Genomic DNA, 14,409 nt, shown 5'->3' with positions numbered 1-14,409 from the left:
ATAGCGGTGTACGCACGAGTTGTTTCTTTGTATTAATCTCTTTACTCACTCAAACACGTTAATCGAATTGAAATATTTCTGTAATATTCAGGTGTTCTAATGCGTTCTGAAACAAAAACGTCATCAAAATGCCACATTTGGTAAGACAAAAACTGAGATTTAAACATGAGTGAATCAAAGCGCAATACGCTATTAATAAAAACGCTTAACTGGGCTGCTATCGCCTTTTTAGTTTATTTAGTCCTAGTAGCCGTTGGTACTGTCAGTGGTGGTTTTAAATTAGCGTCGGGCGGTACTGAGGGAGCGAAAGAAATTTTTGCATTCGCAACCAACCCGTTTATTGCATTATTATTAGGTGCTTTGGCAACGGCTTTAGTGCAATCGTCATCAACGGTTACCTCAGTAATAGTGGGCCTTGTTGCTGGCGGCTTACCGTTAAGTATTGCGATTCCAATGGTGATGGGCGCAAATATTGGTACCACTATTACTAACACCTTAGTGTCTATTGGCCATATTCGCTCTAAAGAAGAGTTCCAACGTGCATTTGCAGCATCAACGGTCCATGATTTCTTTAATTTATTTGCCGTTATTATATTTTTACCGCTAGAAATAATGTTTGGTTTGCTGCAAAAAATGTCTGCTGCTTTATCGCACTTATTTATTGGTGATGCCGACTTATCATTAAAGAGCTACAACTTTATTAAACCACTCGTAAAACCAGCTGTGGGCGTAATAAAAGATGCATTTAGTTTTTTAGATACAAAAATGCTAGGTGCAGCGATGGTTATTGCAGGTATTTGTTTGATTTTATTTGCCGTAACTACATTAGGTAAATTACTTAAAAAAGCGCTGGTTGGCACTGCAAAAGATATACTGCATGGAGCCATTGGGCGCGGGCCTATCGCGGGTATCACATCAGGTGCGGCAGTAACAATTATGGTTCAGTCATCATCAACGACAACCAGTTTGATGATCCCACTTGCTGGAAGTGGTGTGTTTACTACGCGTCAAATTTACCCATTCACACTGGGAGCTAACATTGGTACAACCATTACTGCTTTATTAGCGGCCACATCAATTACAGGGCCTATGGCTGAGGTTGCGCTAACAATTGCATTGGTACACGTTATGTTTAATGTATTTGCAGTTGCATTTATTTATGGCGTTCCTGTGCTGCGTGAAATACCGCTAAAACTTGCTGAAAAGCTAGCCGAAATTGGTACAAATAATAAATCAGCAGCATTAGGCTATATACTAGGATCGTTCTTTGTGGTGCCTGGTTTAATTGTACTGGCCGTTCGATAAGTAGAAATAAACGTATAAAAGGAATGCGCTATATAATTTATATAGCGCATTTTTTGTTTTACCACTGGTAACTTACAGACAACATGGCATTACGTGGTTTACCTGGGAAGTAACGATCCCCAGTAAAGCTGGTGTAATCGGCGCGCTCAGCGTAGGCTGTGTTAGTTAAGTTTATAATTCGGGCACTCAGTAATAGCTGTGGACTAATTTGCCACTGGCCGCGCAAGCTTAAAATATCGTGGCCTTGATATTCATGTAAGTTTTCAGGGTCGGAAAAGTAGCGGCTAACATAGTGCCATTGCAGCGCAAGGCTAATACTCTCGTTGGCTTGCCAGTTAAAATCGATATTAGCAACCTTTCGAGGTGCGGTATCAATATCGTTACCTTTAATATTAATGCTGCCAATAACTTGCTCATTCGAGTACGTATGCTTGGCATAGGTGCCTGCAAAATTAACAGATAAGTGCTGATTAAAGCTATGCGCTAATTCAAGCTCAATACCGCGATGCCGAGTTTGGCCGTCATTAACAGTAAAAAAGTCACTGTCGCGGTAGATGGTATTGTGCTTGCTCATCGCATACATCGATAAGCCATAGCGAGTATTGTTGTACACCCCTTTAATACCCATCTCAGCATTATTAGCTATTTCTGCGTCTAAGTCGGCAGTACTTTGCTCGCGTTGTAATTGATAGAGCTCAGCCGCTTGGGGGGCTCGATAGCCTCTTGAAAAGTTAGCGTATAGTGTATTGTTAATATTAAGCTGATAGCTCACACCTAGTTTTGGCGAAAGATTATTAAAGCTATTTTTAGTGCTTTCGGGGCGACTATAACGACAGCCACCAAAACCACATTCGCTGCCATCCTCTTTTGTACGCCCTGCAAGCATATTATTTTGATAGTCATATTGCATGTGCTCATAACGCAGTCCTGCGCTAATAAGCCAGTCATTAAGCTGCCAATCAATAGCGGCAAATGGAGCATATAAGGTGGCATCGACTTGGTAATCGTAATGTTTACCTTGCGGCACAGTGGCCACTAAAAACGCAGAGCCTTGGGTGGGGTTATCTTGGGTTTGTAAAAAATCGGCTTGGGTAAACTCACCATCAAAGCCAAGCTTTAAGTTCGTATTGTCGTTCACATAATGTTGATAAAGCGATTGTAGGCCAAACCCCGTTTGACTGTTTTTTTCGAGCGGAGTACCGGGTAAAAAGTGTTTAAAAAAGTCCATGCTTTGGTCACGAATATAAGGAGTAACAACAAGCGTGTTCTCACCTAATTGCCAGCTTGCTTTACTCCAAGCTCTAAGCGAGCGGGCTTTTCTAAAGGCGTCAGGATCAAAATTTTGCTGTGCAATATCTTCATCTTTATAGCTTTGAAAACCGCTAATATAACCAGCAGTTTGTTGATCTAAATTAGTATACGTAAGCCCAGAAACTAAGCTTAGGTTGTTATTATTATAGCGATGGCGCACATTTATTTTTTGTTGCTTTACGCTCTCATCATCTCGGTAACCGCCGTCATCGGTAAAGCTGGCATTAATACCGAACCCTGAATTATCCATAGCATGGCCTGCACGCAATTTATAGCGAGCATAACCGTAAGAGCCATAATCAACACCCAGTAAACCACCACCTTGCGTAGTATCAGGGGTAATAACGTTAATTACGCCATGCACTGCATTTGAGCCATACAGTGCAGAGCCTGGGCCTTTTAATACTTCAATACGCTGTGCCATCTCACTATGTGCTTCAAACAGCTCATTAATATTACAAAAACCAGCTGCACGAAGTGCAATACCATCTTCAGCAGTTAAAATCCCTCCACAAGCCCCCGTACCAGAAAGCACCTGCGAGCGCAGGGCGGGTAAATACTCTTGACCATTACCACGTTGTACATTGGCACCTGCAACGCGTTGCAGTGCTTCTTCTACATGGGTAGGGGCAATAAGCTCAAGCTGTGATTCGTTTAATACACTGATCACCAAAGGTAATGGGGTGGAAAGCGCTTCACTACGTGATGCTGTGGTGGTGATACGTTCAATTGATTGCGCGGTATCTTCAGCACACGCACTATTAATTAAACTTAACTGACTGCATAACAATAAAGGGGGTAAATAGTAATATTTCATAAATTCCAGCACATCGGCAATTTGATAAGTTTAGGGTAGGGGATTTTGTGAATTGGTTAAAGCACACTCAACCTATAAACCCGATAAGTAATCGATAAAACAATACAAAAAATGCCGGGCACAACTAAAGTCAGCACTGAGTAATGTTTAAATAGCAATACGCCTACCACTCCGCCGGTTAAAAAACCGGCAATAATTAATACAAAAACAATGCACTTTCTAGTATCGAATGTTTGTCTTTTTAGGGCTTTTCCAAACATTAACCCTAGGTCGGTAAATATACCGGTTAAATGAGTGGTACGCACTACAGCGCCGCTGTAGTTAGTGGCCAAAGCATTTTGTAAGCCGCAGGCAGCAGAGGCAAGTGTAAGTGCGTAAGGATACGAATGTTGAAGTAGCTGTGCGCTTACCAGCAGTAAAATACCCTCAATAAATAAGAGCGTATCGTAATGGCGTCCTAGCTTAAGTGAACCGCCTGAAAGCATTAAGCCTGTTAATGCCGAGCCAAATATAAAACTCAGTACAATCGCAACTAAAAATAACGCCGACTTGATGTTGGTAGTAAGTTCAATAGCTAATGAAGTCACCGACCCTGAAACGTGAGAAATTGCTTGCTGTTCAAACCCTAATAAACCTACTGCGTTTACCATACCGGCAATAAAAGCGAGGGTAAATGCACCATATTCGACCCACTTAGGTAGTTTTGTAAACATCCTTTTAGCTCCGGTTTCAGTGTGTAGATTAATCATACACTTAATTAAAGTTAATAAATGAAAAGAGATTATATTTTTAACATCACAAGCAAGTGATGATCGCTAAATTTAACTTTTGCGTATTAACCGAATTTGGAATTAATATGTTTAACCAAGAACAGCAATCACGCATTATAGAAATGGCATGGGAAGATAGAACACCGTTTGAAGCCATTGAAAATCTGTATGGGCTAAATTACTCTCAGTTAGTTAATTTCATGCGTGACCACATATCTAGCGGCTCATTTAAAGTATGGCGTAAGCGCCATGCTGGGCGTAAAACTAAACACCTAAAGTTACGCGACCCCGCGATTATGCGCAGTCATTGTAAAACACAGTACAAGCAGCGTTAATTTTTCTCATTTCATGTAATGTTCAGGCTTAGCCGTTAATACTCTTCAGTAATGATCACACTGGAGAACAGCCATGAAAACACTAATCAGTATTTTATTAATGGTTTTTACGCTAACGGCAACAAACGTATTTGCAGTGCCACACAAAGACAAACATGAAAATAAGCATGCTAATAAACACCACTGGAAAAAGCATAAATATAACCAATACCATGACAAAAAACGAATCTCTAAAAAACAAGCAAGGCATTTAATTCGCCAAGGGTGGACTCCACCAGGATGGCACACCCGTTATCATCAAGGCGATATCCTCGAGCGTGATATTTATAAGCGTGCTAGAGTAATAGACCGAGAAAGAGACACAGTGCGAGTTGAAGTTGATCGCACTATTATTCATCTAGTGCACGACACTCGTGAAATACTCTCTATTTTACAGCGCTATTAGGATTTATAAATGCTCACTGTATTGGTCATAGTTACTGGCTTGTTGTTATTAATAACCTTATTACCCCTGTCATACAGTCAGCATTACTTGATACGTAGTTGCGACTTTGTGCGCTTGCAGGTGTGCTACCTAGCAAGCGCTGTAATTATCGTTGCACTAATAGGTATGTGGCAAATCGACTTTATTGCATACTCATTAATAGCGGCTGTTGCTTTAATTATTTGTGCGCTTCAAGCTAAGTGGATTTATCCCTACACTTGGTTTGCTAAAAAAGAAGTATTAACAGCGTCAAAAAGTAGTGATCATAGCATCAGAATCTTATCCGCTAATGTACTGATGTCGAATCGACATAGTGAGCAGTTAATCAACTTAGTCGATAAATATCAGCCCGACTTACTCATCACTCTAGAAAGCGATAGCTGGTGGCAAGATAAGTTATCTGTGCTTAAAAAAAAATACCCATATCAAGTACAGTGCCCTAAAAATAACCGCTACGGCATGCATGTCTTTAGTAAATTTAACATACTCGATGCACAAATTTGTGAACTTATAGAAGATAATATTCCCTCTATTCATATTTTGTTTGAAAATCATCAAGGGCTAAAAATGCAAGGCCACTTTATTCATCCTGCCCCACCGAGCCCAACCGAAGAAGATTCATCGCGTCCGCGCGATAGCGAACTAATAATGGTGGCTAAAGCGCTTAAAAATCCAAGCCGCCCGACGATAGTCGCCGGCGATTTAAATGATGTAGCTTGGTCACGCAGCACCCGTTTATTTATGCAAATCAGTGGCTTTTTAGACCCACGTAAAGGACGGGGCTTTTATAACACTTTTCATGCTGGTTACTTTTTTATGCGCTGGCCGCTCGATCACTTATTCCACTCTACAGGTTTTACTGTAAAGCGTATCAAACGTCTTGCTAAATATGGCTCCGATCACTTTGCTCTGCTTACCGAACTTGTTTATGAAGATGCGAATCAGCAATCACTCGAAACAAAGCCCAGCGAGCTTAAACAGCAAGACATACAAGAGCTTGCTATGAGCAAAGCCGATAAACGTAAAGTGCCTAGGTTTGAAAAAGGCTAGATGAAGTACAGGTGTTAGGTTAAAGGCTTTAGGCGAAAGGCAAAATTAATACATTAGGGTCGTGCTTTTAAATTTGCGGGATTTTATATAGCGAGCTATTTAGTTGAGTGTTAATTAACAAAGAGATTCATTATGTTTAATAAAATTATCGACTTTTGGTTTACAGAGCTTGAGCCTAAGCAGTGGTGGCAAAAAGACGAGGCGTTTGATTTGATGATTCAGGCTCGTTTTGGCCAATTACACCAGCAAGCGAGTGCGAGTGAGTTATTTCAATGGCGTGAGAGTGCATTAGGCAGCCTAGCTGAAATTATCGTGCTTGATCAGTTCTCGCGCAATATTTATCGTGACAAGCCAGCATCATTCGCCTGTGATTCAATGGCTTTAGCGTTAGCACAATCGGCCATTACAAAAGGGTTTGATAAGAAGTTGACGGATGAGCAGCGAGTATTTTTGTATATGCCTTTTATGCACAGCGAATCGCAGTTAATTCATAAGGAAGCAGTCCGGCTATTTAAGGCGTTAGGTATTCAAAATAACTTAGACTTTGAGTATCAACATAAAGCGATTATCGATAAATTTAATCGTTACCCGCATCGTAATAAAATACTGGGGCGGGAGTCTACAGAAGAAGAACGCGAGTTTTTAAAACAGCCCAATTCAGGTTTTTAGATTCATCAGGCAAAAAAACACCGCGCTTATTACAAGCGCGGTGTTTAGTTTTATTAACCAAGTACCTGATATTAGCTATTAATCATGATGCTTTTAACATTCACAAACTCGCGAATACCAAAGCCGCCATGTTCTCTGCCATAGCCACTGTCTTTAACACCGCCAAATGGTAGGTTCGGTTGTGCCAGTCCGTAACCATTTATGTTGATCATACCGGTATCAAAATGCTTTTTAGCCAGCTCAATGGCTTTTTTCTCATCTTTTGAAAAGATACCGCCGCCTAGTCCATAACGGGAGTCGTTGGCAATACGCATAGCGTCGTCATTATCTTTGGCTTTAATCAAAGATGCGACAGGGCCAAATAATTCGTCATCATATGCAGGCATCCCTGGTGATAAATTTTCTAACACGGTAGGCGGGTAGTAATAGCCTGTTTGCTGCGGAATTTCGCCGCCTACAATTACTTTTGCGCCTGCATTTACCGAGTCTTGCACTTGCTGATGAATTTTGTCGCGTAAATCTTCGCGTGCCATAGGACCCAGTTCCGTATCTTTATCCATAGGGTCGCCCATTTTAATTGCTTTAAATTGCTGGCTCAGCGCTTCTTTAAAGTCATTGTATAATGAGTCAACTACCACAAAGCGCTTGGCAGCCACACAGGTTTGCCCATTGTTAATAATGCGGCCCTGCAAACAGGTTTTAACTGCTAGTGCGAGGTCGGCATCATCAAGTACAACATAAGCATCGTTACTGCCAAGCTCCAATACCGTTTTTTTAACGTGCTTACCGGCCTGCTCAGCTACTTTTTTGCCTGTGCCATCACTTCCTGTGAAGGTAACGCCACTAATGTGTTTATGAGAGATAAGTGCGCTGGCTGTTTTTCCGTCAATTAGTAAGTTACTAAAGCAATGCTCAGGGAACCCAGCTAGTTTAAATAAGGTATCTATTTTTTCAGCCATACCAAACACATTGCCCGCGTGTTTTAATACCGTGGTATTACCCGCCATAATATTTGCGGCACTGTATCTAATAACTTGATAAAGTGGGAAGTTCCATGGCTGAATACCTAGCAACACGCCTGTGGGGCGATAACTTATAATTGCACGACCGCCTTGCATATCGCGTTCTTCGTCGCTCAGCATATCGGCGCCATGTTCTGCGGTATAACGGCAAATGTCAGCACAAAGCTGCACTTCTTGAAAGCCTTGTTCGTACACTTTACCCATTTCTTCGGTCATCAGTTTAGCAAGCGCTTCTTTTTGCTCTTCAAATAAAGAGGCTAGCTTATTCAGGTATTTAGCTCGCTCAGTAAACGAGGTTAATCGCCATGTTAAGTATGTTTCATGAGACTTTTCGATCACTTGTTCTGCTTGAGCTTGAGAAAGCAGCGTATAGCTATTGATGACTTGCTCGGTTGCTGGATTGATCGTATCTACTGTGTTACTCATTTTACCTCCTAACAAATTATGTAATAGGGTAGGTGCAAAACCAAAGCCAGTTGGGCAATAGTTTATAAAAATTCATAACTTTTTGTTAATAATGGTTTTTATATTACTTTATACAAAAATCTAGATTTTGTTTGTTCGTTGTTTTTGCTATGGTTCTGTAAATACTGCAAGTTGTTGAAAAAGTTACAGGGAGTAGTTAGATGATACAGTCATTGTTTAATATCGATTTACCTCTTATTCAAGCGCCTATGGCGGGCGTACAAAACGTTGAATTGGCTGCAAGTGTTTGTGAAGCTGGCGGGCTAGGGTCGTTGCCTTGCGCTATGTTATCGCCAGCACAGTTAGTTGAACAGCTCGACTTACTTACTCAAAAAACAGATAAACCATTTAATCTAAACTTTTTTTGTCACTCGGTTACTGATTACACCAGCCAACAAAAGCAGCAATGGCATAATATGCTGACCCCTTATTTTGCAGAGTATGAAATTGACCCGCAAAGTTTAACCGCAGGGGCATCCCGTCAGCCTATAAACCAAGCCGTTGTTGATATTATTGCACCCTATAAACCGGCGGTTGTGAGTTTTCATTTTGGTTTACCTAAGCACGCTATTGTGGCGCAAATAAAAAGCTGGGGCACTAAAGTAATTTCAACGACGACCACTTTAGATGAAGCTATTTGGCTCAGTGAAAATGGCGCTGATGCTGTTATTGCTCAGGGTTTAGAAGCTGGAGGGCATCGAGGGCATTTTTTATCAATGGATTTAAGCTTGCAACAAACCACTGAGCAGTTAGTTAAGCGTTGTGTTGAGCATTTATCATTACCGATTATTGCTGCAGGAGGTATTGCAACGCCAGATGATGTAAAGCATATGAAAGCGCTGGGTGCTAGTGGAGTTCAAGTTGGTAGCGCTTATTTATTATGTAAAGAGGCAAAAACATCTGCTTTACATCAGCAAGCTATTTTAGAGCAGGCTCAAGATAGCACCGCACTAACTACTTTGTTTTCAGGTCGGGCTGCGCGGGGGATTCAAAATCGCGTCATGCTCGAGTTAGGTACTATGCCTGATGGCGTGCCTTCGTTTCCTCACGCTAGTAGCGCAATAACTGCATTAAGAACATGCGCTGAAAAAGCAGGCCAAAGTGATTTTTCGCCTTTATGGTGTGGTCAAAAGTATGTGCCTCGGGTGGGGGTATCAGCTGCGGATATTACGCATATTTTAATGGAAAAATGGTAATGTTTAATGCCTGATAACCCACTTTTATCGCTTGGCGATAGTTACGAAGTGCTTATAAATAAGCTTAAAACACAATTGGCAGGTATTTACCCTCAACAGCTTGTCGCGCGCAATACCGTGTTATTGCCCCAAGGCGATGTACAGCGTTATGGCTATTTAATTGTGGAGGGGGTTTTAGGTGCTATTCATGATGATATTGATGGCGGGCAAAAATGCAAAGAGTTTTATTTTAAAAATGAGTTTGCATTGCTGTTTGCCAATTGGATGACCTCAAGCCCCGCTTTTTACCAATTAAAAGTAATTAATGAGGCAAGTGTAATTAAAGTACCGCTAACACTATTTGAGCAAGCACAGTACCAACTCATTAAGCAGCAGCTAATTGCGCAGCAACTAATATTTAAAGAAGCCAAAGAAGCATTTTTATTACTCAACAGCCCCGAGCAGCGCTACTGTTACTTGCTTAAACATAAACCGCATTGGTTGGCGCAGTTAAGTTTAAGCCAAGTGGCTATGTATATAGGTATTTCGGCCATTTCGTTATCACGAATTCGTAAGCGACTTAACTTAAGTTAAGTGCTGTTTATATAAAGCACTATACACTCCTCATTTTTATGCCTTAAGTGCCTTGGAGTGTTATGTTTTTAATTGCCCAATCATTGGTTGCCTTTGCCACTTTACTCGACTTAGCTTCATTTCAGTTTAAGTCCCGACGCATTATCTTGTGTTGTTTATTTACCTCTGTGTTATTAACCTCAGTCCACTTTTTTATTTTGGGTTATAACAGTGCCGGCTGCTTAATGCTTATTGCCGCGTTACGTTATTTTTACTGCATATACTTTAAGTATACTTGGGCCATGTTTGGGTTTATGGCAGTGAGTTGTTTAGCCGTTTATTTAACATGGCAAGATTGGTTTAGTGGCTTTGCGCTGGTGGCGACATTAATACAAACCATTGCTTCATTTCAAAATAGAGACTTGCACTTGAGGTTATGTATGGTGGTGGGAACCTCTTTTTGGATAACGCATAATATTTTTGCTGGCTCCCCTGTGGCAATAATTATGGAAAGCCTATTTTTAAGTAGTAACTTATTTGGTTTATATCGATTTTATATTAGTAAAAAAGTCTTGCTGAACCTCAAGTAGGAACGTAAAATGCAGCAATGTAAACTTATTAAAAGAACTGTTTGGCAATTTCTTTTAATAAAAAGGTTTCTCGAATAATCGACAATCCTTGTTTATCGCTATTAGCTAATGTGCGTTCGTTGTGAGCTATCGCCTCAAAAATATTTACCCATTTAGCTTGCATACCATTTTGTTGCTCATAGTGCTCAAGCTGTGCTTGGCCGAGTTGTTCGTTAATTTCGCATACATAACAGTATGACTTTATATGAATAATATCAAAGTCATCTTTGTACCAAGGACGATATTCTTCATAGAGGCCAAACTCACTGCAGATTTTTATATTTTGCGCGCCAGTTTCTTCATTAAGCTCTCTGATAAGTCCTTGTTCAATGCTTTCGTGTAAGTCTACGCCACCACCGGGTAAACTAAAATCGTCATAGCGCTGAGTGTACATTAATAAAATGTGCTGTTGTTTAAATACAATTGCGCGAGCAGTAGGGCGAGTAAACTGACGACCTTGAGTAATATTAATAGTGGGGTGAATAGTGGTTTTTAATAGGCGCATAACGACTCCAGCAATAAAGATAAATTATATCAGTTGGTTGTATTAATTACTTCATTGTTAAAAAGTAATTAACTGAAAAGATTGTTAATTTAAGCGTTTATACATATATCTGTAGTTATAATGGCGAACTATTAAAAAATAAAATGTCATTGTTTTAGTCCTGCTCTGAATACCTTTCATTTGTTGAAAGGGGTGAGTAGAATAATAAAAAAGCATAGGGATTAATCATGTTAAATATACTTTTAGTTGATGACGACATCGAATTTAGTGATGTTATTTGTCACATTGTTGAGTTTCTTGGGCATAATATTCAAACTGCGACCAGTTTAGAAGAAGCGCATCAGTGGTTTGAGAATAATTCCTTTGATCATGTATTACTAGATTTCATGTTACCCGATGGTAGCGGCTTGCACTTATTAGATCATTTAAAAATGATTGGTCAATCTCCTAAAGTCACTCTTATTTCAGGTCACCCATCGGTTAAGGGGATTTTAGCCGATATGTGTGAGCCCAATGTAACGCATTTATTAAAGCCGCTGCAGCGAGAAGATTTAGAACTGGTTTTAAACGGTCCTAAAAAAACTGTTAAAAAAGCTAAGAAAAACGCTATCACCCATCATTTTGATACCTTAATTGGTGAATCTGAGGCAATGCAAAAGCTCTATACTATGATAGAGCGTGTTGCTAAAACACAGGCTAACGTAATGTTAGTAGGTGAAAGTGGTGCCGGTAAAGAAGTGGTTGCACAAGCGATTCATAATGCCAGTCAATGCGAAGGACCTTTAGTTGCTAGCAACTGTGGCGCCCTTTCAAAAGAGCTTATTGGCAGTGAATTATTTGGTCATGAAAAAGGTGCCTTTACAGGGGCGATAGCCCGCAAAGAGGGCGTGTTTGAACAGGCAAATGATGGCACCTTATTTTTAGATGAAGTCACTGAAATGCCCATTGGCATGCAGCCTAATTTATTGCGCGTATTAGAAACAAAAAAAGTAACAAGGGTAGGTGGCAACCGAGAAATTCCAACTAACTGCCGCGTTATTTCTGCGACCAACCGTTCTTTAATCGATTTAGCCCAAAATAATATTTTACGTGAAGATATATACTTCAGGCTTGCCGTATTTCCTATTGATATACCGCCATTACGTGAACGAAAAGACGATATTCCATTATTGGCAAAAGTCTTTTTAGAGCAGTTAAATGATGAAAATGGCACTGCTTTTAGCTGGACGAACGAGCAACTTAAAGAGCTGCAAACGTACGACTGGCCAGGTAATGTACGTGAACTTCGTCATGCAATTCATCGCGCTTTTATTATGAGCGATCCACAAACAAGCGATGTGGCACTGCCTGATAACCTAGAGTCACCTTTTTCACGAGTAAATAATCAAGCTCAGGAAAATCAGGTTTCTGCAGGACAAACCATTGAAGAAGTTGAAAAAGAGCTTATTCATGCAACACTCGATAAAGTACAAGGTAATAAAACATTGGCTGCACAAATGTTAGGTATAAGTACTAAAACGCTTTATAACCGCCTTAACGCATATGGTGGCATTGGCGAATATAAATAAAACAACATGAGGATAGTATGGCATTAACTAAACAAATAAAGCCTTTAAACGAACTAGTACATGATGCGCGGGCACCGTTAAATCGTATTTCAATGAATGCTGAGCTTATCAAGCTAGTACTTGAAAACGATATGCCCGTCGAAAAAGCACTCGAGGCACTCGATAAAATAATTGTTAATTGCCAAGCATGTAGTGACAGTTTACAGCTTATTTCAGACTCAAAATAATAAAAACCAGGATGATAAATGATTAAACGCAAACAGCAAGGCAAAGCAAATGTTATATGGGCGTTATTTATCTCCATAATACTATGCATTATTGTAGGTAATGCATTTTTAGCGGTTAATACCATACAAGGCTTAACGCGTACTCAGCAAAGTTTAGATAACACTAATATGCTAAGTACAGCCATTGAGCAAATGCATCTCTCTGTAGTGCAGGCTGAATCAGGGCAGCGCGGGTATTTATTAACGCAGGACGATGATTACTTAGCTCCATATTACGATGCGGTTGCACAAATTGAATCGCAAACCGATTATGTTCGCTCTTTAAACTCTGAGATTGAGGGACAAGCTGAGCGTATTGCAACGTTAATTTTATTAGTTGATAGTAAAATTGCTGAGCTTAAAAGCACAGTTGAATTAGCATTAAATGACAAAGAAGAACGTGCAATGCTCATACTCAACTCTCATAAAGGACGTGACCTATACCGAGAGATTCGTGTACTTGTTAATGATATCCAAGATCGTGAGCTGTTATTTAAAGTCAGTCACTTTTCTAAATTAGCGCAAATAAAAAACGAGGCAAAAATCACTTTTGCAATTACAGCCATCACGAGTGCTTTACTTATTGGTGGTATGTTTTTACTTGCGCGGCTTAACTTAAAAAATGCGGCGGTATATCGAGCTGAGCTCGAAATGCAAAACGAAACCTTAGCCAGTAAAGTGACCGAACGTACCCAAGAACTTACGTTATATTCTGATGAGTTAAGTCGCAGTAACCGTGAGTTAGAAGAGTTTGCTTTTGTTGCCAGTCATGACTTGCAAGAGCCGCTGAGAAAAATTCAAGCATTTAGCGATCGTCTTGAAAGCATGTTTAAAGACGAGTTAGGTGAAAAGGGAACTGACTACATTGCTCGAATGAAAAATGCTGCGCAGCGCATGTCTAATTTAATTAATGATTTATTAGAGTTCTCTCGAGTAACAACTCGAGGTAAAGATTTTACCGACACCAATCTAAATAGCATACTTAATGATATTTTAAGCGATTTAGAAATAGCCATTAATGAGTCTAATGCGCAAGTAATAACGGTTGATATGCCAATCATTCAGGCTGATCCGAGTCAAATGCATCAGCTGTTTTTAAACTTAATTTCAAATGCTGTGAAGTTTAGAGCGCCTAACGTAAACCCTGTTATTGATATTAGCTTTGAACGAATTAGCGAGTTTAGTGAAGACCATAATAGTAAAGTAAGTTGGCATGTTATTACTGTAAAAGATAATGGTATCGGCTTTTCAGCTGAGTATGCAGATAAAATATTTGTGCCATTTCAGCGTTTACATGGACGTTCTCAATATAAAGGAACCGGCATTGGATTATCTGTGTGTCGCAGAATTGTAGAGCGACATGGCGGAACTATTACAGCAATAAGTCCCCCTAATGAAGGCGCAACCTTCATTATTAAACTACCTGTGGATGCAGAGTTATTCACATTACAAGGAGAGGCATAAT

General features: G+C 40.1%; 15 protein-coding genes. 11 read left to right on the top strand and 4 right to left on the bottom strand.

The window, feature by feature from the left end; genetic code table 11:
• Window positions 1–165: 165 nt before the first annotated feature.
• On the top strand, window positions 166–1,305 hold the full coding sequence (locus BM380_RS12310) for a Na/Pi symporter (RefSeq protein ID WP_090494601.1): 1,140 nt from the start codon (window positions 166–168) through the stop codon (window positions 1,303–1,305).
• 58 nt (window positions 1,306–1,363) lie between these two features.
• Here the strand turns inward: BM380_RS12310 and BM380_RS12305 are convergent, their stop codons facing one another.
• Together BM380_RS12305 and BM380_RS12300 are read right to left on the bottom strand one after the other, a co-directional pair.
• Complete coding sequence (locus BM380_RS12305) at window positions 1,364–3,433, bottom strand: TonB-dependent receptor (RefSeq protein ID WP_090494597.1); 2,070 nt, start codon at window positions 3,431–3,433, stop codon at window positions 1,364–1,366.
• Between the two features lie 56 nt (window positions 3,434–3,489).
• Entirely contained in the window at window positions 3,490–4,146 is a 657-nt protein-coding gene (locus tag BM380_RS12300) for a YoaK family protein (protein WP_090494595.1), read from the bottom strand.
• 143 nt (window positions 4,147–4,289) lie between these two features.
• On the opposite strand from BM380_RS12300, the gene BM380_RS12295 reads away from it, so the two are divergent.
• From BM380_RS12295 to BM380_RS12280, 4 genes are all read left to right on the top strand, one after another.
• Window positions 4,290–4,538 (top strand): TIGR03643 family protein, encoded by a 249-nt coding sequence (locus tag BM380_RS12295; protein ID WP_013464176.1) that lies wholly within the window; start codon window positions 4,290–4,292, stop codon window positions 4,536–4,538.
• Between the two features lie 73 nt (window positions 4,539–4,611).
• Window positions 4,612–4,983 carry a hypothetical protein gene (locus tag BM380_RS12290; RefSeq protein ID WP_090494593.1) on the top strand — a complete coding sequence of 124 codons (372 nt, stop codon included), beginning with the start codon at window positions 4,612–4,614 and terminating at the stop codon, window positions 4,981–4,983.
• A 9-nt stretch (window positions 4,984–4,992) separates the two neighbouring features.
• Window positions 4,993–6,072, top strand: a complete 1,080-nt coding sequence (locus tag BM380_RS12285; RefSeq protein WP_090494591.1) for an endonuclease/exonuclease/phosphatase family protein — start codon at window positions 4,993–4,995, stop codon at window positions 6,070–6,072.
• Between the two features lie 132 nt (window positions 6,073–6,204).
• Complete coding sequence (locus BM380_RS12280; RefSeq protein ID WP_016900149.1) at window positions 6,205–6,741, top strand: DUF924 family protein; 537 nt, start codon at window positions 6,205–6,207, stop codon at window positions 6,739–6,741.
• A gap of 71 nt (window positions 6,742–6,812) precedes the next feature.
• On the opposite strand, the gene BM380_RS12275 is transcribed toward BM380_RS12280, so the two are convergent.
• A complete protein-coding gene (locus tag BM380_RS12275) occupies window positions 6,813–8,189 on the bottom strand; it encodes an NAD-dependent succinate-semialdehyde dehydrogenase (protein WP_090494589.1) in 1,377 nt (458 codons plus the stop codon).
• 200 nt (window positions 8,190–8,389) lie between these two features.
• Here BM380_RS12275 and BM380_RS12270 point away from each other — a divergent pair, with 200 nt between their 5' ends.
• The 3 genes from BM380_RS12270 to BM380_RS12260 all read left to right on the top strand — a co-directional run bounded on the left by BM380_RS12270 (window position 8,390) and on the right by BM380_RS12260 (window position 10,566).
• Window positions 8,390–9,424, top strand: coding sequence for an NAD(P)H-dependent flavin oxidoreductase (locus BM380_RS12270; RefSeq protein ID WP_090494587.1), 1,035 nt, complete (start codon window positions 8,390–8,392; stop codon window positions 9,422–9,424).
• A 6-nt stretch (window positions 9,425–9,430) separates the two neighbouring features.
• Window positions 9,431–9,997: a Crp/Fnr family transcriptional regulator gene (locus BM380_RS12265; RefSeq protein ID WP_090494584.1), complete on the top strand. Its 567-nt coding sequence runs from the start codon at window positions 9,431–9,433 to the stop codon at window positions 9,995–9,997.
• A 62-nt stretch (window positions 9,998–10,059) separates the two neighbouring features.
• Complete coding sequence (locus BM380_RS12260; RefSeq protein WP_090494582.1) at window positions 10,060–10,566, top strand: YgjV family protein; 507 nt, start codon at window positions 10,060–10,062, stop codon at window positions 10,564–10,566.
• Between the two features lie 28 nt (window positions 10,567–10,594).
• On the opposite strand, the gene BM380_RS12255 is transcribed toward BM380_RS12260, so the two are convergent.
• Entirely contained in the window at window positions 10,595–11,110 is a 516-nt protein-coding gene (locus BM380_RS12255) for an NUDIX hydrolase (RefSeq protein ID WP_090494580.1), read from the bottom strand.
• 227 nt (window positions 11,111–11,337) lie between these two features.
• On the opposite strand from BM380_RS12255, the gene BM380_RS12250 reads away from it, so the two are divergent.
• The 3 genes from BM380_RS12250 to BM380_RS12240 are packed head-to-tail and all read left to right on the top strand — an operon-like array spanning window position 11,338 to window position 14,408.
• Window positions 11,338–12,678, top strand: coding sequence for a sigma-54-dependent transcriptional regulator (locus BM380_RS12250; protein WP_028834350.1), 1,341 nt, complete (start codon window positions 11,338–11,340; stop codon window positions 12,676–12,678).
• 17 nt (window positions 12,679–12,695) lie between these two features.
• Window positions 12,696–12,905: a hypothetical protein gene (locus tag BM380_RS12245; protein WP_028834349.1), complete on the top strand. Its 210-nt coding sequence runs from the start codon at window positions 12,696–12,698 to the stop codon at window positions 12,903–12,905.
• An 18-nt stretch (window positions 12,906–12,923) separates the two neighbouring features.
• Window positions 12,924–14,408 (top strand): sensor histidine kinase, encoded by a 1,485-nt coding sequence (locus tag BM380_RS12240; protein WP_090494578.1) that lies wholly within the window; start codon window positions 12,924–12,926, stop codon window positions 14,406–14,408.
• Window position 14,409: the final 1 nt, after the last annotated feature.

The sequence above is a fragment of the Pseudoalteromonas sp. DSM 26666 genome (assembly GCF_900116475.1).
Taxonomy (GTDB): Bacteria; Pseudomonadota; Gammaproteobacteria; order Enterobacterales; family Alteromonadaceae; genus Pseudoalteromonas; species Pseudoalteromonas tetraodonis.
Note: the sequence above shows the minus strand (reverse complement) of the source record. Positions and strands in the feature narration are given on the sequence as shown.

Bases quoted from the DNA above. Each gene is read 5' to 3' on its own strand.
- BM380_RS12310 (WP_090494601.1), top strand. From the start codon at position 166: ATGAGTGAATCAAAGCGCAATACGCTATTAATAAAAACGCTTAACTGG.
- BM380_RS12305 (WP_090494597.1), bottom strand. From the start codon at position 3,433: ATGAAATATTACTATTTACCCCCTTTATTGTTATGCAGTCAGTTAAGT.
- BM380_RS12300 (WP_090494595.1), bottom strand. From the start codon at position 4,146: ATGTTTACAAAACTACCTAAGTGGGTCGAATATGGTGCATTTACCCTC.
- BM380_RS12295 (WP_013464176.1), top strand. From the start codon at position 4,290: ATGTTTAACCAAGAACAGCAATCACGCATTATAGAAATGGCATGGGAA.
- BM380_RS12290 (WP_090494593.1), top strand. From the start codon at position 4,612: ATGAAAACACTAATCAGTATTTTATTAATGGTTTTTACGCTAACGGCA.
- BM380_RS12285 (WP_090494591.1), top strand. From the start codon at position 4,993: ATGCTCACTGTATTGGTCATAGTTACTGGCTTGTTGTTATTAATAACC.
- BM380_RS12280 (WP_016900149.1), top strand. From the start codon at position 6,205: ATGTTTAATAAAATTATCGACTTTTGGTTTACAGAGCTTGAGCCTAAG.
- BM380_RS12275 (WP_090494589.1), bottom strand. From the start codon at position 8,189: ATGAGTAACACAGTAGATACGATCAATCCAGCAACCGAGCAAGTCATC.
- BM380_RS12270 (WP_090494587.1), top strand. From the start codon at position 8,390: ATGATACAGTCATTGTTTAATATCGATTTACCTCTTATTCAAGCGCCT.
- BM380_RS12265 (WP_090494584.1), top strand. From the start codon at position 9,431: ATGCCTGATAACCCACTTTTATCGCTTGGCGATAGTTACGAAGTGCTT.
- BM380_RS12260 (WP_090494582.1), top strand. From the start codon at position 10,060: ATGTTTTTAATTGCCCAATCATTGGTTGCCTTTGCCACTTTACTCGAC.
- BM380_RS12255 (WP_090494580.1), bottom strand. From the start codon at position 11,110: ATGCGCCTATTAAAAACCACTATTCACCCCACTATTAATATTACTCAA.
- BM380_RS12250 (WP_028834350.1), top strand. From the start codon at position 11,338: ATGTTAAATATACTTTTAGTTGATGACGACATCGAATTTAGTGATGTT.
- BM380_RS12245 (WP_028834349.1), top strand. From the start codon at position 12,696: ATGGCATTAACTAAACAAATAAAGCCTTTAAACGAACTAGTACATGAT.
- BM380_RS12240 (WP_090494578.1), top strand. From the start codon at position 12,924: ATGATTAAACGCAAACAGCAAGGCAAAGCAAATGTTATATGGGCGTTA.